This window comes from Acinetobacter sp. ANC 5054 (assembly GCF_002135295.1).
Taxonomy (GTDB): Bacteria; Pseudomonadota; Gammaproteobacteria; order Pseudomonadales; family Moraxellaceae; genus Acinetobacter.
The window spans coordinates 1-24,881 of record NZ_NEGG01000020.1 but is presented as its reverse complement, the minus strand read 5'-3'; the positions used below and the strand labels follow the sequence as shown (position 1 = coordinate 24,881).

Genomic DNA, 24,881 nt, shown 5'->3' with positions numbered 1-24,881 from the left:
TTCAGACTGACATCTGGATTTATTATGCATATTACGCGTTTACATGTAGAACGTGTTCGAAATTTAAAGACGGTTGCACTCTCAGGGTTGCAGCCGTTTAATGTCTTTTATGGGCAAAATGGTTCAGGTAAAACCTCGGTTTTAGAGGCTGTGCATTTGCTGGCAACAGGTCGGTCCTTTCGTACCCATATCCCTAAAAATTATATTCAAAATAATAGCCCTGACGCTGTTGTCTTTGCGCAGTCCGCAACAGATCGCATTGGCATGCAAAAAATGCAGTCGGGTGAGCAAGTGATTAAAGTGAATGGCGACTTGGTGGGGACACAAGGGCAGTTGGCAAAAATCCTTCCCTTACAACTGATCGATCCACAAAGTACCGATATTATTGATCACGGCGCCAAGCCAAGACGTCAACTTTTAGACTGGTTGATGTTCCACGTGGAACCCGAGTTCTATCATGCTTGGCAATACTATGCACGGGCATTAAAACAACGAAATAGTTTACTGAAATCACGCCGTCATTTGTCTTTATCAGAGCTTGAACCGTGGAACATTATGCTCAGTGACTATGGTGAAATTTTGCATGCGCAGCGCAGTAATGTTGTGGAACAATGGACCCGATATTTTCAGCAAGATTTACAGGCTTTATTGCCCGATATAAAGATCAGTCTTGAATACAGTGCAGGTTTTCATGCTGAAACTGGACTACTGAATGACCTAACCAATCAACACTTTAAAGACTGCGAACGTGGCTTTACTGAGTACGGTCCACACCGTGCAGACTTGCGTTTAAAGACCCCAATGGGGGATGCTGATGTGGTGCTGTCACGGGGGCAAAAAAAGTTATTGATCATGGCTTTAAAACTGTCACAGATTGCAATGCTACATGCCTGTAATAAGGAAACTGTGGTATTATTGGATGATCTGACAGCAGAATTAGATTTAACCGCACAACAGCGTTTAATTGAGCGTTTAAGCCATCTTGGTAGTCAAGTTTTTATTACCACTTTAGACCATGATTCAGTGCAAAAACACTTACATGATTTATCTATTTCTTATCAATTATTCAAAGTTGAAAATGGTACGGTGCAGGCTGTTGTGCAATGAAATACCACCTTTGGATAGACCTATTTTTCACTAGGGAGAAACCATGAGTTCAGAAGATCAAGCTGCTTCTCAAACAGAACAAACCATAGAAAAAGCTTATGATTCCTCTAGCATCAAAGTATTACGTGGTCTAGACGCTGTACGTAAGCGTCCGGGCATGTATATTGGTGATACTGACGATGGTACAGGCCTACACCACATGGTGTTTGAAGTTGTCGATAACTCAATTGATGAGGCTTTGGCGGGTCACTGTGATGAAATTCATGTCACTATTCATGAAGATGAGTCCGTAAGCGTATCGGATAACGGTCGTGGTATCCCAACAGATATTCACCCTGAGGAAGGGGTTTCAGCAGCAGAAGTGATTTTAACCATTCTGCATGCTGGTGGTAAATTTGACGATAATAGCTATAAAGTTTCAGGTGGTTTACACGGTGTAGGTGTTTCTGTTGTGAACGCTTTATCTGAAAAACTATTGTTAAATATTCGACGTGCCGGTAAGACCTATGAGCAGGAATATCACCATGGTGACCCTGTTTATAAATTACGTGAAACAGGTGTGACAGATACATCGGGTACTACGGTACGTTTCTATCCAAGCGCAGAAACTTTTAGCCAAACCATTTTCAATGTCGATATTTTGGCACGTCGTTTACGTGAATTATCTTTCCTAAACGCGGGTGTACGCATTGTTTTACGTGATGAACGTGTAAACCTTGAGCATGTGTATGATTACGAAGGTGGTTTGTCTGAGTTTGTTAAATATATTAACCAAGGTAAAACGCATCTCAACGATATCTTCCATTTCACCACTCAAGCGGACAATGGGATTGGAGTTGAAGTCGCGCTGCAGTGGAATGATACCTACCAAGAAAATGTACGCTGCTTTACCAACAACATTCCGCAAAAAGATGGTGGTACGCATTTAGCGGGCTTCCGTGCGGCATTGACCCGTGGCTTAAACAGCTATATGGAAAGCGAAAACTTACTCAAAAAAGAGAAAGTGGCAGTTTCTGGTGATGATGCGCGTGAAGGTTTGACTGCGATTGTGTCTGTGAAAGTGCCTGATCCAAAATTCTCTTCACAAACCAAAGAAAAATTGGTGTCAAGTGAAGTGAAAACTGCGGTTGAGCAGGCCATGAACAAGTCATTCTCTGAATATCTTTTAGAGAATCCTCAAGCGGCAAAATCCATTGCAGGCAAAATTATTGATGCAGCACGTGCGCGTGATGCAGCACGTAAAGCCCGTGAAATGACACGCCGTAAGAGTGCCTTAGATATTGCAGGTCTTCCAGGTAAATTGGCAGATTGCCAAGAGAAAGATCCAGCATTGTCTGAACTTTACTTAGTCGAAGGTGACTCTGCGGGTGGTTCTGCGAAACAGGGCCGTAACCGTAAGATGCAGGCAATTCTGCCGTTGAAAGGTAAAATCCTCAACGTGGAACGTGCACGTTTTGACAAGATGATTTCATCAGCTGAAGTGGGTACATTAATTACTGCTTTGGGCTGCGGTATTGGTCGTGAAGAATATAACCCAGACAAACTGCGTTATCACAAAATCATCATCATGACCGATGCTGACGTCGACGGTTCGCACATTCGTACGCTTCTGTTGACCTTCTTCTTCCGTCAAATGCCTGAACTTGTGGAACGTGGCCATATCTATATTGCGCAACCACCGCTTTACAAACTGAAAAGAGGTAAGCAGGAACAGTACATCAAAGATAATGATGCACTTGAAACCTACCTTATTTCAAATGCGATTGATGAACTCGAATTGCATATCAGTGCAGAGGCGCCAGCGATTCGTGGTGAAGCATTAGCCGGTGTGATTGCTGATTATCAAACCTCACAAAAGAGCTTGCACCGTTTAACAGTACGTTATCCGGCAAGTGTTTTGGATGGCTTGTTAGCGCTAGAAGGCTTTAAATTAGACCAAGCGAAAGACCAAGACTATGTGCAAAATTGGGGCGAGCAATTGCGTGCCAATATTGAGCAAACACAGCCAAGTTTACGTCCAGAATTGAGCTTGGAAGCTTTTGAGTATGAAGATGCGGAAGGCAATAAGTCAGCGACCTATTTCCCACGTATTACCATCTATGTACATAACTTGCCGCATCATTATCTTTTAGATTCTGGTCTATTGGGTTCTGGTGAATATGCACGATTATTGAAAAACTCGAAGAGCTGGTTTACGTTGCTTGAAGATGGCGCTTACCTACAAAAAGGCGAACGCAAAATTGTAGTGAATAGCTTCCACCAAGTATGGCAAAACATCTTACAAGACTCACGCCGTGGCATGATGATTCAGCGCTACAAAGGTTTGGGTGAGATGAATGCTGAACAGCTTTGGGAGACAACCATGGATCCTGAAAATCGTAATATGCTGCAAGTGACAGTGCAGGATGCCATTGAAGCGGACCGTATGTTCTCTTGTTTAATGGGTGATGATGTGGAGCCACGCCGTGCGTTCATTGAAGAAAATGCCTTAAATGCAGACATTGATGCTTAATTTCTGATTACAGAATCATCTAGAAAAGCACTCTTCGGAGTGCTTTTTTTTATGCTATTGTGGTTTAAATTGAGTAATAAACCATCAATTTGTGTTTTATAAAACTGACTTATTGAGATGTTAGCATGGCTTTAACCTGATGCTAAATCTAACAAAATAAGGAGTCTATCTATCATGGACAATCAACTAGAACACATTCGTGACATCTGGGTAAATGCATTTTTTACTGGAAACTATGCTGTGTTGGCAGAGTATGAAGATGAACACTTTAGGGTGGTTTATGAGCAAGATGGTCGTGTAGAAAGCAATTATATTCGCTATGAACGGATCGCTCATGCAGTGAATAATGGTGTATGGAAACCGCAAAAACCTGATGTTGCTTTTGAAGAATATGCATTTAATCGTGATCAAACAGAATGCACAATCTTGATTGGTTTGGCGCAAAGCAAACAGAAAATTCAAGAAATGTGGCACTTTAATCAGGGCTGGAAAATCCAAGAATTACGCTTTTTAAAAGCCAAAAAAGGCCAAGATGTTGTGCATTAAAGCAGGATGAACTCCTAAAATAATAAACATGGAAAATCATTAAAATACATCATGCAAATGATTATAAATTTTTAAATGTGGATAAGTGTTGTGAATGTTCACATATAATAGCGAATAAAATCAAAGTTAATTATAATTGTGGATATCATTTTTTGAATAAACTTATCCACAATTATGATGGCATTTGTTTTGAATTTAAAAGTTGGAAATGAATTTAAATGTTTAATTTAAATTTAAAACTTTACTGGTGTTTCATTCTGTTTTTTTGAATTTAAAGTTATAGATCTTGATTTTGGGATTTCTATTGAATTAGTTGCAGTCAGTGAATTTTATATTTTTTTCTAAATTATGGTGTATGAAAACCCTTCATACATTAATTGCTAGATTCATCATTTAATGATGATAGTAAATTACATTTATTTAGCAGAATTAAAAAATCACCGTGGAACATTAATTTCACACGGTGATTGGTTTTTGAGATATTGGTTAATTTTTCTTAATAGTGGAATTTAGCCTTTATTTCGAAATGATTTAGCATTCAAAACTGCTTTCCATTTCCTCTAATTCCATCATTAATTCAAGCATTTGCTCTTCAATTGCTTCAAGTTTTCCTTTAAGTTCGGTTTGTTCATTCATCAACTTCAGCAAGTCATCCTTACGATTGGCTTCGTACAGGGTAGTATCGCCAAGTAATGTTTCGATTTCATTCAACCTGGGTTGAATTTTGGAAATTTGCGCTTCATTTTTTTCAATATTCTTACGAATCGGGCGGGTGAGCTCACGTTGACGTGCAGCTTCTTTACGCTGTGCTTCTTTATCTAATTTTGAAATCGTCGGTTTGACTTCAACTTGTGATTTGATCGGTTCAGGTGCTTGCTGACCATTTTTCATCAAATCGAGGCGGGCTTGACGTAACCAGTCGGCATAAGCCACCAAGTCACCATCAAATTCACGGCATTTTCCATTATGAACTAATAGAAGTTCATCGCAGACGCTAGCAATCAATTGACGTTCATGTGATACAAGTACCACCGCACCTTCAAAATCTTGTAGTGCCATGGTCAGGGCATGACGCATGTCTAAGTCTAAATGGTTGGTCGGTTCATCGAGAATCAACACATTTGGACGTTGCCAAACAATCAAAGCTAATGCGAGACGTGCCCGTTCACCACCTGAAAAGCCTTCACTTGGGGTGTCCATTCGTTCGCCACTAAAACCAAAGCTACCTAAGAATGAACGTAAAGACGCTTCACTGATTTTTTTGTCAGCAATTCGAGATAATTGCAGCATTGGGCTGGCACTACCGTCCAAGGCGTCCATTTGGTGCTGGGCAAAATAGCCGATATTTAATAATTCAGAGGCTTTACGTGTACCTTGTAATAAAGCTAAATCACTGACTAAAGATTTGATCAGAGTTGATTTACCTGCACCGTTCATCCCGAGTAAACCAATTCGGCTGGTTGGGGTAATTTGCAGGTTTACATTGGTCACGATCAGTTTGTCGCCATAACCAATATCTGCATGTTCCATTTGTAACAGCGGCGAACTCATTTTGGTTGGTTCACGGAAACTGAAAGTAAATGGTGTATCGACATGCGCGGCAGATAATTCCTGCATACGTTCTAATTGTTTGATCCGGCTCTGTGCCTGTTTGGCTTTGGTGGCTTTGGCTTTAAAACGGTCAATAAATTTTTGTAAATGTGCACGGGTTTCCAGTTGCTTTTCATAAGCCTGTTGTTGCTGTGCTAAACGCTCTGAACGGGTACGCTCAAAGGTCGAATAATTACCTGTGTATAGCGTTAGTTCTTGATTTTCAATATGTAGAATATGGTCGGTAATTGCATCTAAGAAATCACGGTCATGTGAAATTAGAATTAAAGTCCCTTCATAGGCTTTGAGCCAATCTTCTAACCATAAAATAGCATCTAAATCTAAGTGGTTAGTCGGTTCATCAAGCAGTAACAAGTCTGAACGACTCATCAGGGTACGCGCCAAGTTTAAACGCATACGCCAACCACCAGAAAAACTTGAGACATTCAGTTGCGATTGGTGTTCAAAAAAGCCCAGACCCGCCATAAGCTGTGCTGCTTTAGATGGTGCGGTATAGCCATGAATTTCATCAAATCGACCATATAAATGTGCCAACTCGTTATTGTCTAAATTTTCTGGATGTTCAAGCTTATGTTGAATGTCCCAATATTCTTCATCACCAGACAGCACAAAATCGATGGCTTTCATATCCAGTGCTTTAATTTCTTGCGCCATGTGTGCCACAGTCCAGACCGCAGGACGAGTCAGTGATCCACCATCGGATTCCATGCCTCCGAGTAAGGCAGAAAATAAGGTTGATTTACCTGCACCATTGACCCCAGTGAGGCCGATTTTCCACCCTGGATGCAACTGCATAGATGCTTTTTGAAATAAAACACGGCCACCACGGCGAATGGAGAGTTGGTCTAACTGAATCATGGAACTATCTAAGTAAGATGAATATGCGGCTATTCTAATGGATGCCTTTGCAAAAGAAAAAACAAAGCAGCGCAACCATCCGAAAAAATGTGACACATTGCACGCATTTATGTATATTGAATAAGCTTTATAACATTAAAAATATTTCAAGCTTTTGTTTTAAAAGGATAAATAAAACATTTTAGGAATATAGGGAATGAAAAAAGGAATTTTAATTTTATCTGCTTTGGGTGCAATGTTGAGTACGACAAGCTATGCCAATCAAAAGGTGTGTGTCTTTGACTTACTCGGTAAAGCGGGGGAATCTTATAAATTAATGGAGGAGTGGTCATTGGCCAGTAAAACTTGGGGTGCTCAAGTTCAACTGTTGGCTTATCAGGACGAATCCAAGGTCGATAAAGATTTTAAAGAAGGAGTCTGTGACGCATTTTATATGACTTCAATGCGCGCAAGGGCTTATAACAAATTTGCAGGGTCGATTGATGCCATTGGCGGCGTCCCTAATAACGCGATTGCACAAAAAGCCATTAGTTATGTCTTAGATAAACGCAATAACAAAAGACTGATTACCAGCGTGGGTAAAGAAAGTTATGAAGTGGCGGGGATCGGTCAAATTGGGTCTGCCTATATTTTTGTCCGTGACCGTAATATTAATACCTTAGAAAAAGCTGAAGGCAAAAAATTTGCAATACTGCATTATGACTACGCACAAAAAGTCATGGTAAATCGTGTGGGTGCAGTGCCTGTCATGTCTGAAATTTCTAACTTTATTCGAAAATTTAATCAGGGTGAAGTCGATATTGTTGCGGCACCTGCCTATGCCTTTAAACCTCTAGAAATTTATAAAGGTCTAGGTAGCACAGGGGCGATGGTGAATTTTCCAGTGGTAAATGTCACAGCCGATTTGATTATTCGTGCTGATAAATTCCCGAATCAATTTTCTGAACAATCTCGGCAATGGTTTATTCAACAGCTACCGAAAAGTTTTGCAATGGTGAAACGAATGGAAGCTGAAATTCCAGCCAAATATAAAATGAACCTCAGTAAAGATGATCAAGTCAAATATCAGAAAATATTACGTGAAGGTCGTATGGATCTAACGCGACAAGGTATTTATGACGCGACAATGATGACCGTGTTGAAAAAAGCCCGCTGTACCATTGAACGCACTAACTTTGAATGTTCTGTTGCAGGTGAGTAATAAATTTGTTTTATAAGTTTGTAAATCTTAAGTGAATTTGGAGATTGCAAATAAAGCTTTGATTTAATGCTAATAATTTGATTATTAAAACAATAGTGATTTATTTTTTACTGTGATTAACATCACAAATTAGCAAAATAGGCCAAACTGACAGAAATAAATGGAGTAAATGCTCTATTTTTTTTCAAATAACTTGCTTAATATCGGGTTCGTGTATGGACACATGAACCATAAAAAGAGTTGAAAGGACAATACAATGAAAAAAACACTCCTATCGTTGGCGACATTTGCTGCAGTTGGCTTTGCGAGTTCCGCTCAAGCAGCAGCTGTGGACATCTGTGTATTTGACTTGTTAGGTAAGTCTGGTGAGTCTTACCAAATGGCACAAGAATGGGCACTGGCTGCAAAAGGCTGGGGCGCAGAAATTAATTTAATTCCACGTCAAGACGAAGCAGTTGCTGATAACGATTTCAAAGCTGGCAAATGTGATGGCGTATTTATGACTGCAATGCGTGCACGTCAATACAACAAATTTGCAGGTTCTATTGATGCACTTGGCGGCGCACCAAGCAACGCAATTGCGCAACGTGCCATTACTTTTGCTTTAGATCAACGTAATGCAGCGAAAATGGTCAGCAACCTAGGTGGCAAAAAATATGAAGTGGCAGGTATTGCTCCATTAGGTTCAGCATTCATTTTTGTTCGTGATAAGAAAATTGACTCAATTGAAAAAGCTGCCGGTAAAAAGTTTGCCGTTTTAGGTTATGACGACGCACAAAAGATCATGGTACAACGTGTTGGTGCACAAGCTGTGATCTCTGATGTTTCAAACTTCGTGGCGAAATTTAATAATGGTCAGGTGGATATGGTGGGTGCGCCTGCTTATGCATACAAACCATTAGAAATTTATAAAGGTTTAGGCACCAATGGTGCGATGTTTAATTTCCCAGTGCTTCAAGTCACTGCGGATTTTATTATTCGCCCGGATCAGTTCCCAGCAGGTTTTGGTCAAAAATCTCGTGATTGGTTTGTGAAAAACTTACCGAAGAGTATGGCAATGATTAACCGTCTAGAAGGTGGGATCCCTGCGAAATACAAACTCAACCTTACAGCAGAAGAAAAAACCAAGTATCAAAAATTGTTACGTGAAGGTCGTATGGATATGACGAAACGTGGTATTTACGATGCAGGTATGATGTCAGTATTGAAAAAAGCACGTTGTTCTGTCGATAAAGCCAATTTTGAATGTTCACTTGGCGGCGAATAAACTGAAATCTAAAGAAAAAAGCCTGGATTGATCCAGGCTTTTTTTGGCAAATTTGCGGGGCATTTATGCCATTGAGTCTGTTAAAGAATCAGGTAATCTTAAATGGAAATGGTCGCTGGCTAAAATTAAAATATGAAGCTAAGCAATTGAGTTAAATTAAAAAAATATATTTCACTCAGAATAAAAATAGTGAAAACACAAGGAAAGTCAGTATGAAACAATGGACAAAAGCATTGGCTGCGAGTGCGGTGCTCATGACAATATCTGGACTAACTCAGGCAAAACAAGTGGTCTGTGTTTTTGATTTGGTTGGTAAAAATGGTGATGTTTTTAGCTTGATGAAAGACTATCAATTGGCAGCGAAAAACTGGGGCGCAGATATTGAATTAAGGGTTGGTCAAAATGAAGCCGTCATTGCAGAAGATTTTAAAGCAGGAAAATGTGATGGGATCAGTGTTACAGGCATGCGCGGTCGCCAATTTAACAGCTTTACAGGTTCACTCGATGCCATAGGTGCAATTCCAGACTTAAATCTTGCGGTGAAAGTTATGCAGGGTTTAGCCAATCCAACTTTTGCGAAAAGTATGGTTAATGGCAAATATGAAGTTGCCGGTGTCATTCCTGTTGGTGATGCTTATCTCTTGGTAAATGACCGTAGTATTAACACGGTAGCCAAAGCGGCGGGTAAGAAAATTGCAGTCTTAGATTATGATGAAGCACAGAAAATCATGGTTCAGCAGGTAGGTGCACAAGCGGTGAGTGCAGATGTGACTAACTTTGGTGCAAAGTTCAACAATGGTCAAGTCGATATTATTGGTGCGCCAGCAGCGGTATTTAAGCCACTTGAGCTACATAAAGGTTTAGGCACGAAAGGCGCGATTGTGAATTATCCAATTTTACAAGTCACTGGAAATATTATTATTCGCCCAGATAAATTTCCTGCAGGTTATGGCCAAAAATCACGTGATTGGGTAAAAACTCAATTGCCACGTGCATTCACTATTTTAGGGAAAATGAAGTCGGAGATTCCGTCAAAATATTGGATGGATGTACCAAACGCAGATAAAGCTGGCTATCAAAAAATGATGCGAGAAGCGCGTATCGACTTAACCAAACGTGGCGTATATGAAAAACGTATGATGAAGTTATTGTGGCAATTCCGTTGTAAGCAAGACCCGAAAAACTTTGAATGCGCACTTCAAGATGAGAACTATAAATAAGGTCTAAATTAAATCTTGAGAAAAATACTCTGATTTAACTTTAAACTGCCAAGACGGACCATATATTGAGTATGTTATACTTGAAATATGGTCTTTTCTTTTTTAAAGACATCCAAATGACTCAGAGGAATCCATCATGAATGCTCAAGCACTTGTGCTGACTGACAATGCTGCCAATAAAGTACGCCAATTGCGTGATAGCGAAGGTAACCAAGACCTTATGTTACGTGTCTATGTTACTGGTGGTGGTTGTTCAGGTTTCTCTTATGGTTTTAATTTCGCAGAAAGCCAAAACGAAGATGATGCTGAATTTGTAAATGAAGACGTGAAAATGTTAGTGGATTCATTAAGCTATCAGTATCTAGTCGGTTCAGTTGTTGATTATCTTGAAGGTTTAGAAGGTTCTCGTTTTGTGGTACAAAACCCAAATGCAACAACGACTTGTGGTTGCGGATCATCATTCTCAATCTAATAGATAGATCTGATGAGCCATAAAAAAGCCCTCATTTGAGGGCTTTTTTAATGTCTAAGCAAAAGGGCTTAAGCTTCAAATTTTAAAGCTTCAAGTACATCTAAAATGACGGTGGTCACATCTTGGCTGAGTTCATGATTATTAAAAATTTCATAAGCCGAAATGGTAATGTCCGTATCACTTGGTAATAAGCGCTGCTCTTCTTCGATAAGATCATTGATGGGCAACAGCGTTTGTTTTACTTTGAGATGTAATACATCTTTAAACTCAAGATTTTCATCTTCCAGTTCAATTAACTGTTCATTGAAATAAGGTAACAGCACAGCATGGAGGTAAGGTTGAATTTCTGTGATATCAAAAAGTTCAATATCTCGGGTTTGTTCAATCGTGCTGATGTGGTCATTCACTTCAATCAAGATATGGTAGTAACTCACATTGCTCTCCAAAGATGTCTGAATAGATGTTTGCCTTAACCTTAACATGAATAGGGATTTCGGTTCAAAAAATCTGTAGGCAAAAAAGTGCCTGAGTTTCGGCGCTTTTTTAAATTTTTTAACAGTTTAGGTTAGTATATGGAACAGCACTGCAAACAGGCAGACGTTGGCGGCTACAATGGCCCAGCCGCCGTAAAGCATGTATTTCAGCTGGCTGGAGCGCGCCAGACCCATTTGGCCAAACATGTCTGAAGATGGAAACGGGCCAAACCAGTCCACTTGCGAGCTGGCCAGCAGCACTGCTGTAATGCCGGCAGGCGGTACGCCGTGAGCAGCGAGAATCGGACCGAAAATTTTATTTGTAAAGGTCATTTGCGCCACCGCCGCACCCGGAATATGCCCCACGATGTTGAATAGGAAAATACCGAAACACAGCATGGCAGGGGTTAAGCCGGTCAAATACGGCGTCGCGCTGTCCAGCAGTGTTTGGTAAGCATTCAGTTTTTCCACCAGCTCTAAAATTGGGTTGTACAGCCAGTATAGAATGAACATCCAGACCAGTTTGCCGCAGCCGTCATATAAAGCTTCCAAAATCTGTTTCGGTGACAGGCCGGCAACCAAACCAGTTAAAAGTGCAACGGTCAGCATCACAATAATGGCAAAGCTGAAGCCTGCTTTTAAGCTGATGCCCACGATTGCCATTGCGATAATCGTGCCCAAAAACACAAATGCGGCGCGTTTGCCGCGTTTTAATGTTTCAGGGTCTTCGCTTTCTTTTTGCGTCAGGAAATTTTCATTATAGCTGTATTTGCCTGCCGTCCATTTTTGGATATAGCAAGACATAATCCAGCCGGCGCCCAGTGTGACAACACTCATTGGCAGGGCAGACGTCAGTAGGAATTGTGGATAGCTTAAGCCGCCCAGTTCTAAAATGGTGACTGTGCTAGGCGTAAATGGGCCAATGAACAGCCCGATAGAGCCAGATATCATCAGCAGCAGTGCCACGGTTGGCGGAGTTAAGCCCACTGCTGCCGCAATTGGAATAACCACCGCAACAATGATTGCGTTGCCTCCAGCCATGGTGCCCAGTGAGCCGCAAATTACAATCGAGGAGATGATGATGCCGAACTTGACGCGGCTTTGACTGGATAAACCAACTCGGTTCACGATGAATTTAACCAGCTCACGGGCAGCCCCAGTCCGGTACGCGACTTCGCCTACGCCGGCGCCGAGCATAATGATTAAGCCAACGGTCGCAATAAATGAACCGGTGGATTTTGCCAAAATAGCGCCCAGTTCAAGCACCCCAGTTGAAGTCATGATCACGCTGACCAAAATGGCGATGATCACAGACAGGACGATATCCAAACCGACCACGGTCAGGATCGCCAAAGCGAAAATCGGCAGCAGGCCGATTAATCCCACCTGATCAACAGGCAGGCCGCGTGCATAAAATGCCAGCACAAAACTCACAATAATAATTGCGCTCAGCGCGATATTCTTAGTTGTCCATATATCGGGCATGGACGCTGCCGGTTGCTCAGCTTGCAAAGATGCCGCTCCCTGGTTTGGATTTAAAATTTTCCAACAATTTACAAGGCTTCATTGACATTAAGTAATGAATTCTAATAGATTACCTATAACTATAAGTTATGCGCCACATTATGAACCTTAGACACCTTGAGATGTTCTATTCCGTGATGCTTTTTGGATCACTTACGGAAGCTGCCTCAGCACTATGCATATCACAACCTGCAGCCAGCAAACTGCTGAAACATGCAGAGCAACGTCTTGGTTTTGCACTGTTTAAGCGCGTAAAAGGAAAGTTGCAGCCGACCAAAGAAGCTTATATTTTGTACGATGAAATTAAGCCGATTTACGACAAAATTAGTGAGCTGAACAAGCTGACCTACAATTTGGCAAAGAATCCTCAAGGGCAAATCACTTTGGGCTGCCTGCCCAGTTTAGGCCTTAGCCTTATACCAAAGTTGACTGCTCAATTCCTGAAAAAATATCCGGGCGTATTCGTCAATATCGGCACAGATCATACGCTGGCGCTAGAGCAAAAACTGCTGCAGCGTGAAATTGATATTGCGGTAACCTTTCAGCCGCAAACCCTGCACGGCATTATCGCCACGCCGATTTTAGAAATTCCGCTGGTGTATATTGACTCAGAACCAGTGCATGCTAATCAGGATATTCATTCGATTGATGAAAACCGCTGGATTCAGCCAGATTCAAATTCACTGATGCAGGTGGTGTCGAAATACCGCACCTTTACCAATAGCATTGTTAATGTGCAGACGTACTATATGGCCAGCGAACTGGTGCGTCAGGGCCTGGGCTGTAGCATCACAGATATTTACACGGCAGCTTATTCATTGCCGAAAGACATGATTCACCCTATTAAACCGCGTCTATATACCACGATCTATATTTTAAGAAATGCCAATGTCAGTACTGCCAAGGCCGCAGAAGATTTTATTGAGCTGATTAAAGCGGAAATCGGGTTGATTACTCCTGCAATTAACTAAAAGTTATGACTAGTCGCTAAAAACTCATTTGTTAAAGCAGAATTCTTCTTTTTTAATGCTAATGTTTTTTGGAAGAATGTCTCAGAACCATGAAAAAGCATGTAGCCGTGATCGGCGGCGGGGTAATTGGCCTAAGTACAGCATATGCACTTATTCAAGCCGGCCATAAAGTGACAATAGTCGAAGCAAATGATCAGGTCGGCTGTCAAACAAGTTTTGCCAACGGCGGCCAGCTCAGCTACCGCTATGTCGCGCCTTTGGCGGATGCCGGCGTGCCGTTTCAAGCGTTGCAATGGTTGGGCAAAGCGCATTCTCCGCTCAACTTCAAATTGAACCTGTCGCCATTTCAATGGTCTTGGATGCTGCAGTTTCTCATGGTGTGCAACCGCAAAGACAATATTCTCAACGGCAGCCATATCCTACGCTTGTCGCTGTACAGCCAAAACATCATGGCAAAATGGCGCAGTCAAATTGATAGTTTTTGCTGGGTGAAATCCGGAAAAATGGTGATCCACCGTGATCCGAAAGCCTTTAAAAAAGCTGCCGCGGGCATTGATCCAAGCGTACAGCAGGCTTTATCACGTGAAGAAACCGTTCGGGTTGAACCGGCATTAAAAGGCATTGAATCTCAGCTGGTCGGCTCAATTTACACACCAGATGATGAAACTGCAGATTGTTACAAGTTCTGTTTGGCGCTGCATAAAGAACTCGAAAAAAGTCCCGATTTCAGCTGCCTGTATGAGCATAAAGTGACAGACTTCTTTGCTGAAAACAGCAAAATTACTGAAATAGAAACCAGCAAAGGGCGCATCAAAGCGGATGAATTTGTGGTAGCTGCCGGCAATGGAAGCACTCAAATTTTTGATCTGGCCGGAATTTCGGTACCGGTTTATCCCTTAAAAGGCTACAGCTTGACGCTGCCGTTCCCGCAGCAGGCGCATATTGTGCCGAGCATCAGCGTGACAGACTACGCCCACAAAATTGTCTATGCGAAACTCGGCGATCAGCTGCGTATTGCGGCTATGGTCGATATCGGCTATCAGGATATTTACATCCGCAAAGCGCGCATGGACGCTTTGAAAGAAACGGTAAGCAAGACCTTCCCTGAATTAGAAGGTATCAATACTGCTCAGGAATGGAGCGGCTTGCGTCCGTCTACGCCAAAAGGCCCGCCTATTTTAGGGCGCACGAAATATGATAATTTATGGTCAAATATTGGACAGGGCAGCTTGGGCTTTACGCTGGCAGCTGGCAGCGCTATGGTGATTTCACATCTCATTAGTCGTGGTGAATCGCCGATCGTATTAGATGGTTTAACAATGGAGAAATAAGATGAGTCATGATATTCAGCGTATTGGCGCAAATGCCCGTTTGGCCGGTTGTGTAGTGCATAACGGTTTAGTTTATGTGTCAGGCCAAGTGCCAACAACTTTGGATACAGATGCCAAACAGCAGACACTGGAAGTATTGGCAAAAATTGATGCGCTGCTGGAACAGGCTGGAAGTGATAAAAGCCGTATTTTAACTGCTCAGATCTGGATTAAAAATATCGCTGATGATTTTGCTGCGTTTAATGAATGCTGGGAAGCCTGGCTACCGGAAGGCGCTGCCCCTGCACGCGCAGCGCTGCAGGCGGATTTAGCCCGTCCACAAGTTTTGGTTGAAGTCATGTTGACTGCCGCAGTGTAATCCGTTTCAAAGCAGTGAAAAAGCCGGCGCAATGCTGGCTTTTTTTATTTTACAGTGCTTCCTTCTAGCGTGCGTACAGTAAACTTTGATCTGCAGGCATTAATTTAAAGTTTTCTAATTGTTGCTTTCCTAAGAGCGGATACATCAGTGCCGTTGGATCATTGTGATGACCAAGTCCAAGCGCATGCCCTAATTCATGTGCTAGCGTGAGACGTAAGTCATCTTCGGCATCAAATTGATAAATCTGAATCTGATCACCCATAAATACGCCTTTGTGAAATTCTCGGGCAGGGAAGCGTTGACTGGCTTGAATCACGCCAGCATTATAATGATCGATTTGTTGATTGAAACTGGAAATTTGCTGATTGAAATGATCATTTTGTTGATTAAACGCATCAATTTCACGGTCTAATTGAAGGGCTTGCTGTTTGACTTGATGCAGTTCACTTTCAATACGTTGTAGATTCGTCCCACTCGCATGTTCAGTTCGACTCCAACTCATTCGCTCCTGCGATAAACGTAGGATTTCTGCCTGTATATAGGCTTTGCGCGAACGAAGTTGCTGCTCTTGGCTTTCTAAACCTCTACGGCTATTTGCTAAATTTTCTGCATGAAGATCATTACGTGTTTTCTCGATATTTAATTGCTGCTGTGCTTGCTTATAAGCATTGTAATGTTCTTGACGCTCGTCAAAAATTAAATGGATGGTCAAATTCGCCTGTGGATCATAGACAAATAGGGGTTTTAGGGTACCTGCATGCCAAATTTCAGTAGCTTCTTTAGTGAGCTGAATCACCTGTTGTTGGGTTAAACCAAAGCGTGGGTCGACGTCTGCAACACGAAAGCGTAATCGTGTGTCGAAAGGATGGGATATTCGATCCCACGCAGAATTAAAGCGAAGCTGTGGATGGGATCTAACTTGAAACTGTAAATAAGCTAAATACAGTATCACCACCGTTATGAGTGCTGAGACAATGCGCATAGTAAATGAACACAATAATAGGGTTTTAATTTAGCTTGAATTTTGTCCACGTCATAGTCAAATATTTACCATCTTGAAATTTTAGCGTTGTCTTAACAACAGCATTACGCTTTTTTTCCAGTTAATTTGGCTGGTAAATTGGATTTATAAATAAGAATGAATCCTATAGAGATAAATATGAAAAAAATCAATTCAATGAGATATTTGAAATTAAATCCATATTCTTTAACGTTTTCCAAACTATAGATCGATATTTCGAGTTTAAAACATTGAGCTAAAGTATAAAAAATAATGCCGATCAATAGTGAGATAAATCCTAAGCTCCACATGTAGCGCTGCTGAATATTAAACATATATAAAATTAGGCAACTTATGATGAGTCCAAGTATGAAGGCCGCATCAAGTCCCATAATTTGTAGATCATTGAGAGGGGATAATCGTATGTTTGAAGGCAGAATGATTAATAGATTACCCATCGGATAATGCAATATCACAGACATTCCCGCAGCTAAGAGCAAAAGCTTGATAAAATTTTTCATGTAAATTATGTTTTATTTTAAAGATAATGAAAAATAGCATAAAAAAACCGCGCTTTCGCGCGGTCTTTTTCAGTTAAGCTGACAAATTATTTTTTGTCATCTTTCACTTCAGTGAACTCAGCATCTACAACGCCATCGTCCGCTTTTTGCTGTTGGCCTTCACCGCCTTGGAATGCGTTCGGGTCGAAACCTTCAGCGCCACCTTGGCCTTGTGCAGCTTCATATGCCTTTTGAGTAATAGGCATGATGATGTTTTGAAGCGCTTCAGTTTTTGCTTTGATGTCTTCTACGTCATTTTCTTTGGTAGAAGCTTCAAGTTCAGCTACAGCAGTTTCAACCGCAGTTTTTTCGTCAGCAGATACTTGTTCGCCAAGATCTTTAACCGCTTTTTGTGAAGAAGAAACTAAAGCATCAGCTTCGTTACGTGCTTTTGCAAGCTCTTCAAATTTACGGTCTTCTTCAGCATTCGCTTCAGCATCTTTGATCATCGCTTCAATTTCAGCATCGCTCAAACCTGAGTTTGCTTTAATTTGAATTGATTGCTCTTTACCAGTGCTCTTGTCTTTTGCAGATACTTTCAAGATACCATCAGCGTTGATATCGAAAGATACTTCAATTTGTGGCACACCACGTGGAGCAGGTGGGATATCGCCTAATTGGAAGTTACCTAACAATTTGTTTTGCTGAGCCATTTTACGTTCACCTTGGAACACAGAAATGTCTACAGCCGGTTGGTTGTCCGCAGCAGTTGAGAACACTTGAGATTTCTTCGCAGGAATCGTGGTGTTTTTCTCGATGATTGCTGTTAACACGCCGCCCATTGTTTCGATACCAAGAGTCAATGGAGTTACGTCAAGAAGAAGTACGTCAGTTTTATCACCTGAAAGTACAGCACCTTGAATCGCAGCACCCATTGCCACAGCTTCGTCAGGGTTCACGTCTTTACGTGGCTCACGACCGAAGAATTCTTGAACTTTCTGTTGAACCATTGGCATACGTGATTGACCACCCACCAAGATTACGTCAGAGATGTCCGAAGTCGAAAGACCAGCATCTTTAAGCGCGATACGGCAAGGCTCGATTGTACGTTCAACTAAGTCAGCAACTAAACCTTCAAGTTTCGCACGTGTTACGTTGATCACTAAGTGTTTAGGACCAGTCGCATCAGCAGTGATGTACGGAAGGTTGATTTCAGTTGCGTTAGAAGAAGAAAGCTCGATTTTTGCTTTTTCAGCAGCTTCTTTTAAACGTTGAAGAGCAAGCGGATCTTGTTTCAAGTTTACGCTTTGTTCTTTCTTGAATTCTTCAACTAAGAACTCGATTAACGCGTTATCGAAGTCTTCACCACCAAGGAATGTATCACCGTTAGTAGACAATACTTCGATTTGTTGGTCGCCATCAAGGTCAGCGATTTCGATGATTGATACGTCAAAAGTACCACCACCCAAGTCGTATACAGCAACTTTACGGTCGCCTTCTTTTTTGTCCATACCGAACGCAAGTGCAGCAGCAGTTGGTTCGTTGATGATACGTTTAACTTCAAGACCAGCAATTTTACCAGCATCTTTCGTTGCTTGACGCTGAGCATCGTTGAAGTAAGCAGGAACAGTAATAACAGCTTCAGTTACTGTTTCGCCTAGGTAATCTTCAGCTGTTTTTTTCATCTTTTTCAAGATTTCAGCAGAGATTTGTTGTGGTGCAAGTTTCTTGTCGTTTACATCAACCCAAGCATCGCCATTGTCAGCTTTGATGATTTTGTAAGGTACAAGACCGATATCTTTTTGCACAGCTTGGTCTTGGTACTTACGACCGATCAAACGTTTGATTGCAAATAATGTGTTTTTAGGGTTTGTTACTGCTTGACGTTTAGCAGATTGACCGACAAGGATCTCGCCATCTTTATACGCAATAATAGATGGAGTTGTACGAGCGCCTTCAGCGTTGTCGATTACTTTAACTTTGTCGCCTTCAAGTACTGCTACGCAAGAGTTAGTAGTACCTAAGTCAATACCAATGATTTTCGCCATTTGGATGTTTCCTCTAAAATTCTTTTATTCCCAAATTCTTCCCTTTCTCAAAGGGAAATAAAAAGGGATTTACTTGTTATCCGATATGAGAGCCAATCAAAAATTTTCAAGTAAATTTCAGGAAAATTTTTTATAAGCACTCAAAAATATTGGGCTTATGCGCCAACCATAACCATTGCTGGACGTAATAAACGACCATTTAGGCTATAGCCTTTTTGTAAAACTGTGCCGATTTCGTTGGCTTTTGCAGTTGGGTCGATGCCAACAGCTTGATGTAAGTCAGCGTTAAAACCGTTCGCGGTATCCACTGCAACCACACCAAATTTTTCAAGTGTGGTAAGCAATGATTTAAGGGTAAGTTCAACCCCTTCAGACAAAGCAGATTTTTCTTCGCCTGCCGCAGCAATCGCACGTTCAAGGTTATCGACTGAATCTAACAACTGTTTAGCAAACTTTTCTAAAACAGTGTCTTTATGTTTTTCAGATTCACGTTGAATACGTTCTACACTTTTTTGTGCTTCGTACACAGCATTGGCTGTACGCGCTTTCTCTAACTTTAAGTCGCCTTCAAGTTGAGCAATCTGTTCTTGCAAAGATTCAACGGTAACTTCAGTTTGCTCAGTCTCAGCTTGAGCGGCTTGTTGTTCTGTTGCTTGCTCGGGTTGAAGATCTTGAGCTTCTTGATTTTGCTCAGTCGCCATTGATTTACTCCGTTTAAATGGGTTCTTAAACATGTTCAGTCCTTATAGCTAAGCGTTCAAACGACTTCATTGCAGAACTGCCATGCGTTTTGAATTCATGATTAATAGAAGAAATCGGGGCATCAGCTAAAAATTCAAGCGAAGTCAGCGATTAATTCACGTTTTTTCACCAATTAAAGTATTTAAAGTGAAATGATTGAATGGATTTAAATTAAATATATGAAATTATAAATTATTGATTTGAATGATTATGTGTATATTAATCGGAATGTTGAATATTGTTGATGCATTTTTACGGTTTCTCATTATTCATGATTTTGTTCATAATCTAGTTATTGGAAGTGACCATATCCGTTGGAGAGAGGGGGTATGGTGACGACCACCAAATTTAGACATGTTTTTTATGCTGATTCCCCAAGGATCAGCATTTTTTTTTTGTCGCAATATTGAGCTGGTTAATAATTATACATAAAAGCTATTAATGTCAGCTTTATAAAGTATTTCTCAAATAATGATCAATTGATTAATATTGTTTTTAGATTCTATCGCTGTAGTTTCTCCTGATATTTTGAAATGTGTTTTTCATAGCCTGCTTATCTCATAAGCAGGCTTTTTTTTGCCTTAAATTTATAAAAACAAAAACTTAGGTAACGAAGCAGCAGCTTTTTGTTGGGATATGTTTTTGCTCATGAATCATTATGAAATGTGTCTATACCAATATTTTTTGAAAAAAAACATATAAAACAATGTAGTTACTCATCTTTCTGATTTGAAAGCGTGCAAGATGCCTCAGATGATTAAATTAATAAAAAATTTCATAAGCCGTACTTCCCCCTGTCAAAACTACAACTGAGAAGGTGGGAAGTTCACAAAATAATTTTCCATTATGGTTCCGGCAAAGATGAGCTTTGCTTTTTAAGTATTAATTTAAGGAAATATTTAAGATGAAGAAAACTGGTTTAATTCTTTTAGCGTTGATGGGTTTTGGTGGAGTCGCAGTCGGTTGTTCATCACAAGAAACGGTGGAATCACCCGAAACTGCACAAGTGACCACAGGTGCTGAAGCAACAGCAACATCTGAACAATCTGGCGCTGTGGTACAAGCCGATCCTTCAGCACAAGGGGCTGAAATTCAGTCAGCACCTGCTACTCCTTCTGCGGAGCAGCCTGCTGGTCAACAACAATAATGGATGCGATGCATTAGGTTCGTGAACCTATATATAGTCATTAAAAGAATAGACAGGAGATAGGATGCCTCTTCTGTCTATTTTTTATGGATATGGGAAATAATCAGCATCGCAAAATGAGTTGTTAATGAATGAGCAAATCAAGCTCAATAAAAAAAGCGTATCCAAGGATACGCTTTTTCAATTTTAGAATGACCATCTAACGTTTAGGTTTAACGACGGTTTTCCCATGCTTTGCGTCGATCTTCAGCTGCTTTACGTTGTTGATCTGAAACTTTTTTGATTTGATCATGACGTTGCTTACGTTCCTGCTCTACGCGTTTATTGCGTTGTTCGGCAGCTTTTTGGCGCTGTTGCTCAATACGCTGACGCTCGTTATTGGCTTTTTGACGATCTTGTTCTACACGTTTACGGCGATCGTCATCAGCACGTTTACGTTGTTGTTCTATACGTTGACGTTCTAACTGGTTATTCCGACGTTCCCATTCTTGCTGGTTTTTGCGGTTTTGTTCCCAGTTACGTTGATCGAGCTGCTGTTTTTTTCGCTCTAGTTCCAAACGGTTGCGTTGCTGTTGCTGACGCTCCCATGCATGACGATCTTGCTCATAACGGTTATTGTCATAGCGACGATCATAACGATTGTCATAGCGCTGATCATAGCGTCTGTCGTAACGCTGATCATAACGTCCATCATAGTAACCATCTTCAGGAAATGCGACGCAGCCTACTGCCAAAAATGCGGTTGCAATGGACAGAAGAATTATTTTTTTAGCCATGGTCGGTGTCCTTTATCTAAACTGGGTTAGCAAAATCAACCCATGAAACGCAGGTAAATTGTCAATGACAACTCTATAAAAGAAGATTAGCTTAACTGAGTCTGTACTATGTATATTGATGTTGAGACTTGTATGTGAAATTGGTCACATTAGCCCATGATCATGTAGAAAGTATGAAGAGCATAAATCTAAGGATATGGCATGTTTGCTTTAAATGAATCATTAAAAAATTTCAAAGATAAAGGCCAAGGTACGGCTGCACGTTTACTGGATCGACTGCCAAATTTTGCAAAAGAAAGCCTCGCTAAACGACTCGACTATCCTTTTATTTTCCCTCAGCTCGATCCGCTGGTGAAGTGCATGATGGCTGCCCAGCTCAAACAAGGAAAGTCAGGTTTTGTTACCGAAGATTATCAAAAGTCTCGAAAGCTGTTTGAACTTCAAATGGACTCGATTAAGTCAAAGCCAACTACAGTAAAACAAATTCAAGATATTCGCTTACCATTGCAAAGTGGAACGGTGTTTGCGCGGCATTATCATCCTGCACCGAATAAAAAATTACCGATGATCGTGTTTTATCATGGCGGCGGCTTTGTTGTCGGCAGTTTAGCTACGCATGATGAAGCATGTCGATTATTGGCTGTACATGCCAAAGCGCAAGTGCTCAGTATTGATTATCCGTTGTCACCTGAAGCTAGTCCTGCTCAATTAATTCAAATTTGTGAAGATGCATTAGCGTGGACTTATCAAAATAGTCGTCAATTTAAAATTTTGAAAAATCGAATTGCGGTCGCAGGGGATAGCGCTGGCGGTAATATTGCAACTGTAGTGGCGCAGCGTAGTGCAAAAAAAGTGTTTGCACCTCAAGCTCAATTATTAATTTATCCAGTCGTGGATTTTAAAAGTCGTCATCCATCTTTCTATGCATATAAAGATGGATTGGTCTTAACTGAACAAGATATTGATACGGTTACTGAGCTCTATGCAAACAAGCACGATGTTGCATTGGATGACCCATTAATTTCACCGACCTATGGTCAGCTCACAGGCATTGCTCCCACCTATCTGATTACCGCTGGACATGACGTATTACACGATGAAGGTGAAATTTATTCGCATAAGCTGCGCCAGCAAGGTGTGAAAGTGTTTTATCAAGAATATACCGATCAAACACATGGCTTCATCAACTTAACACCAGTGTCACATCGTGCGAAAAAATATCTGATTGAGACCAGTGAAAAATTCCGTAAGTTTTGGGATAAGCACAGCTAAATTAATTTGATCGATTCAATTCTTTATACAGGTGTTTCACGTGAAACACCTTTTTTATTTTAGTGCCAATTTACTTATCTTTAATGGTTGCTTGCGGAAAGACCAAATTAAAGGTGGGTACATAAAAACTTTGTAATAATCGAGCTTGCGAAAAATCAGGAAAAATGGCTTGGGTATTTTCCCAATGCACATTGGCAAGTTTACGAATACGACCTCTAAATTGGGGCGAAAATTGATAACGTTTACCTTGCCATGCTTGCTGTATTTTTAACATAGAGGCTGGTACATGATGACTATTAATATAAAAAGAACGTGTGCCACGGGTTTTCTTTAAATGTATTTGCATTTTTTGCTGTTGAAACTGCACGATACACACAAGCTCTTGCTCATGTTGTTGCCATTCAAACTTAGCCAGTTCTTTAGGAATACCCCATAAGTTTTGTCCATGTACCACTGAAGCCTCAGTTGAAACATATATTTTAGGAATTGAGCTTAGCCTTTTTTTACTGAGCAATGGATGATCCATAATCAGTAGTTCATCATAAGGCCCAACAGGGGATTCGTGATAGCGGACCAAAAGTACTTGTACAACTCGTCCAAGTGGAGAGGGGGCTAAACGAAAAGCCTGCGCTTGTTGAATAAAAGAAGGAGAAATCCAATAATTCAAAATAAAAGCATCACCTTGTAAATGCCAAGGTGGGAAATGTTCAATTTTCGAATTTTCCACATTGCATAGTGTCATCACTTTTTCTCATTTTAATAATGGCAGAATAACGACTTTTTAATCATCACAGACTAATATACAGTCAATAACAAGTACGACATGAATCAGAAGAGTTAGCAAATGTTAAAAAAGGCTTTAATAGCAATCACAGCGACAACCCTAAGTTTAAGTAGCTGGGCAGCCAATACCCTTGTAGAAATGAAAACCAATCAAGGCAATATCGAAATCGAACTCTTTAATGATAAAGCACCAATTTCAGCCAAGAACTTTGAAGACTACGCTAAGGCGAATTTTTATAACGGTACCATTTTCCACCGTGTTATTCCTGGTTTTATGATTCAGGGTGGTGGTATGGATGCAACTATGCAAGAAAAGCCGACGAAGGCTGCCATTAAAAACGAATCTTATAATGGTTTATCAAATACCCGTGGCACATTGGCTATGGCAAGAATGAATCATCCAGATTCAGCAAGCAGTCAATTCTTTATCAATGTAGTTGATAATGACTTTCTTAATAAAAGTGCAATGAATGCTGGCTATGCTGTGTTTGGTAAAGTCACTAAAGGTATGGATATCGTCGATAAAATTACCAAAGTGTCAACTGCAAACCATGGTATGCATCAAAATGTGCCAGTTTCACCTGTAATTATTAATAGTGTGGTGATTAAAACAGCGCCCGCAAAAAACTAAGCAAAATATTTAAAATTTAATTTCACATGATATTTTTGATAAATATCATGTGCTTATGTATTATTTGAGTGAGATGTGTTCTGTTTTGGTGCATAAAAATAAAACACTCGTGATTGTTGTGAGTCAAAAGCACTTGCACGTGTAAGAAATTGCCCTATAATGAGCACCATACCGACGAGATAGACGGAAACGAACGAAACGCGAAGCGTTGAGTTGTTGAGTTTATTGAAGTCCAGCTTCTAGCATTGACGAGATGTTAGAAAGATCATTAAGAGATTATGAAGAACAACTTGTGTGGATTTTTACTAGTTGATCAGTCGAAATTATTTTCATTGATTGATGGTAGAAATTACTCGAAGTTTATTTGAGAAATATTTGTCAGAAAATTGATGAGCCAAGATTGGTACCCTTTTAAGGTACTATTGATTTTAAACTGAAGAGTTTGATCATGGCTCAGATTGAACGCTGGCGGCAGGCTTAACACATGCAAGTCGAGCGGGGAAAGGTAGCTTGCTACTGGACCTAGCGGCGG

At 40.7% G+C, this 24,881-nt stretch carries 21 protein-coding genes and 1 rRNA gene; 14 read left to right on the top strand and 8 right to left on the bottom strand.

What is annotated here, in order from left to right; all coding sequences use genetic code 11:
- Nucleotides 1–24: 24 nt before the first annotated feature.
- The 3 genes from recF to B9T33_RS15950 all read left to right on the top strand — a co-directional run bounded on the left by recF (nucleotide 25) and on the right by B9T33_RS15950 (nucleotide 4,165).
- Nucleotides 25–1,107 (top strand): DNA replication/repair protein RecF, encoded by a 1,083-nt coding sequence (gene recF / locus B9T33_RS15960; protein ID WP_086179875.1) that lies wholly within the window; start codon nucleotides 25–27, stop codon nucleotides 1,105–1,107.
- 43 nt (nucleotides 1,108–1,150) lie between these two features.
- Nucleotides 1,151–3,619, top strand: a complete 2,469-nt coding sequence (gene gyrB / locus B9T33_RS15955; protein ID WP_086179874.1) for a DNA topoisomerase (ATP-hydrolyzing) subunit B — start codon at nucleotides 1,151–1,153, stop codon at nucleotides 3,617–3,619.
- 174 nt (nucleotides 3,620–3,793) lie between these two features.
- Entirely contained in the window at nucleotides 3,794–4,165 is a 372-nt protein-coding gene (locus B9T33_RS15950) for a hypothetical protein (RefSeq protein ID WP_171263659.1), read from the top strand.
- Nucleotides 4,166–4,696: 531 nt separating this feature from the next.
- Here B9T33_RS15950 and B9T33_RS15945 read toward each other — a convergent pair.
- Nucleotides 4,697–6,634 carry an ATP-binding cassette domain-containing protein gene (locus B9T33_RS15945; protein WP_086179872.1) on the bottom strand — a complete coding sequence of 646 codons (1,938 nt, stop codon included), beginning with the start codon at nucleotides 6,632–6,634 and terminating at the stop codon, nucleotides 4,697–4,699.
- Nucleotides 6,635–6,830: 196 nt separating this feature from the next.
- On the opposite strand from B9T33_RS15945, the gene B9T33_RS15940 reads away from it, so the two are divergent.
- The 4 genes from B9T33_RS15940 to erpA all read left to right on the top strand — a co-directional run bounded on the left by B9T33_RS15940 (nucleotide 6,831) and on the right by erpA (nucleotide 10,794).
- On the top strand, nucleotides 6,831–7,835 hold the full coding sequence (locus tag B9T33_RS15940; RefSeq protein ID WP_086179871.1) for a putative solute-binding protein: 1,005 nt from the start codon (nucleotides 6,831–6,833) through the stop codon (nucleotides 7,833–7,835).
- A gap of 256 nt (nucleotides 7,836–8,091) precedes the next feature.
- Entirely contained in the window at nucleotides 8,092–9,102 is a 1,011-nt protein-coding gene (locus B9T33_RS15935; protein WP_086179870.1) for a putative solute-binding protein, read from the top strand.
- A 212-nt stretch (nucleotides 9,103–9,314) separates the two neighbouring features.
- Nucleotides 9,315–10,322 carry a putative solute-binding protein gene (locus B9T33_RS15930; RefSeq protein ID WP_086179869.1) on the top strand — a complete coding sequence of 336 codons (1,008 nt, stop codon included), beginning with the start codon at nucleotides 9,315–9,317 and terminating at the stop codon, nucleotides 10,320–10,322.
- A 136-nt stretch (nucleotides 10,323–10,458) separates the two neighbouring features.
- Complete coding sequence (gene erpA / locus B9T33_RS15925; RefSeq protein ID WP_086179868.1) at nucleotides 10,459–10,794, top strand: iron-sulfur cluster insertion protein ErpA; 336 nt, start codon at nucleotides 10,459–10,461, stop codon at nucleotides 10,792–10,794.
- Nucleotides 10,795–10,862: 68 nt separating this feature from the next.
- On the opposite strand, the gene B9T33_RS15920 is transcribed toward erpA, so the two are convergent.
- Both B9T33_RS15920 and B9T33_RS15915 read right to left on the bottom strand, forming a co-directional pair.
- Nucleotides 10,863–11,240 carry a hypothetical protein gene (locus B9T33_RS15920; protein WP_171263658.1) on the bottom strand — a complete coding sequence of 126 codons (378 nt, stop codon included), beginning with the start codon at nucleotides 11,238–11,240 and terminating at the stop codon, nucleotides 10,863–10,865.
- A gap of 114 nt (nucleotides 11,241–11,354) precedes the next feature.
- The gene (locus B9T33_RS15915) at nucleotides 11,355–12,779 is read right to left on the bottom strand and encodes a Na+/H+ antiporter NhaC family protein (protein ID WP_086179866.1); all 1,425 of its coding nucleotides are present in this window, start codon (nucleotides 12,777–12,779) and stop codon (nucleotides 11,355–11,357) included.
- A 113-nt stretch (nucleotides 12,780–12,892) separates the two neighbouring features.
- Between B9T33_RS15915 and B9T33_RS15910 the strand changes: the two genes are divergently transcribed.
- The 3 genes from B9T33_RS15910 to B9T33_RS15900 all read left to right on the top strand — a co-directional run bounded on the left by B9T33_RS15910 (nucleotide 12,893) and on the right by B9T33_RS15900 (nucleotide 15,451).
- Nucleotides 12,893–13,762, top strand: coding sequence for a LysR family transcriptional regulator (locus tag B9T33_RS15910; RefSeq protein ID WP_086179865.1), 870 nt, complete (start codon nucleotides 12,893–12,895; stop codon nucleotides 13,760–13,762).
- Nucleotides 13,763–13,851: 89 nt separating this feature from the next.
- Entirely contained in the window at nucleotides 13,852–15,093 is a 1,242-nt protein-coding gene (locus B9T33_RS15905) for a D-amino acid dehydrogenase (RefSeq protein ID WP_086179864.1), read from the top strand.
- A gap of 1 nt (nucleotide 15,094) precedes the next feature.
- Complete coding sequence (locus B9T33_RS15900; protein WP_086179863.1) at nucleotides 15,095–15,451, top strand: RidA family protein; 357 nt, start codon at nucleotides 15,095–15,097, stop codon at nucleotides 15,449–15,451.
- A 64-nt stretch (nucleotides 15,452–15,515) separates the two neighbouring features.
- Here B9T33_RS15900 and B9T33_RS15895 read toward each other — a convergent pair whose 3' ends face one another.
- The 3 genes from B9T33_RS15895 to grpE all read right to left on the bottom strand — a co-directional run bounded on the left by B9T33_RS15895 (nucleotide 15,516) and on the right by grpE (nucleotide 19,700).
- Nucleotides 15,516–16,433, bottom strand: coding sequence for a matrixin family metalloprotease (locus B9T33_RS15895; protein WP_086179862.1), 918 nt, complete (start codon nucleotides 16,431–16,433; stop codon nucleotides 15,516–15,518).
- A 625-nt stretch (nucleotides 16,434–17,058) separates the two neighbouring features.
- Nucleotides 17,059–18,999 (bottom strand): molecular chaperone DnaK, encoded by a 1,941-nt coding sequence (dnaK, locus tag B9T33_RS15885; protein ID WP_086179861.1) that lies wholly within the window; start codon nucleotides 18,997–18,999, stop codon nucleotides 17,059–17,061.
- Nucleotides 19,000–19,154: 155 nt separating this feature from the next.
- Complete coding sequence (gene grpE / locus B9T33_RS15880; RefSeq protein WP_086179860.1) at nucleotides 19,155–19,700, bottom strand: nucleotide exchange factor GrpE; 546 nt, start codon at nucleotides 19,698–19,700, stop codon at nucleotides 19,155–19,157.
- 944 nt (nucleotides 19,701–20,644) lie between these two features.
- Here grpE and B9T33_RS15875 point away from each other — a divergent pair.
- Nucleotides 20,645–20,887, top strand: coding sequence for a hypothetical protein (locus B9T33_RS15875; protein WP_086179859.1), 243 nt, complete (start codon nucleotides 20,645–20,647; stop codon nucleotides 20,885–20,887).
- Between the two features lie 212 nt (nucleotides 20,888–21,099).
- On the opposite strand, the gene B9T33_RS15870 is transcribed toward B9T33_RS15875, so the two are convergent.
- Nucleotides 21,100–21,663: a hypothetical protein gene (locus B9T33_RS15870; RefSeq protein WP_086179858.1), complete on the bottom strand. Its 564-nt coding sequence runs from the start codon at nucleotides 21,661–21,663 to the stop codon at nucleotides 21,100–21,102.
- 201 nt (nucleotides 21,664–21,864) lie between these two features.
- Between B9T33_RS15870 and B9T33_RS15865 the strand changes: the two genes are divergently transcribed.
- Nucleotides 21,865–22,935 (top strand): alpha/beta hydrolase, encoded by a 1,071-nt coding sequence (locus B9T33_RS15865; RefSeq protein ID WP_086179857.1) that lies wholly within the window; start codon nucleotides 21,865–21,867, stop codon nucleotides 22,933–22,935.
- Between the two features lie 70 nt (nucleotides 22,936–23,005).
- Here B9T33_RS15865 and B9T33_RS15860 read toward each other — a convergent pair whose 3' ends face one another.
- Nucleotides 23,006–23,677: an acetoacetate decarboxylase family protein gene (locus B9T33_RS15860; RefSeq protein ID WP_086179856.1), complete on the bottom strand. Its 672-nt coding sequence runs from the start codon at nucleotides 23,675–23,677 to the stop codon at nucleotides 23,006–23,008.
- 102 nt (nucleotides 23,678–23,779) lie between these two features.
- Here B9T33_RS15860 and B9T33_RS15855 point away from each other — a divergent pair, with 102 nt between their 5' ends.
- Together B9T33_RS15855 and B9T33_RS15850 are read left to right on the top strand one after the other, a co-directional pair.
- Nucleotides 23,780–24,349 (top strand): peptidylprolyl isomerase, encoded by a 570-nt coding sequence (locus tag B9T33_RS15855; RefSeq protein ID WP_086179855.1) that lies wholly within the window; start codon nucleotides 23,780–23,782, stop codon nucleotides 24,347–24,349.
- 430 nt (nucleotides 24,350–24,779) lie between these two features.
- A 16S ribosomal RNA gene (locus B9T33_RS15850) occupies nucleotides 24,780–24,881 on the top strand; the annotation flags it as partial.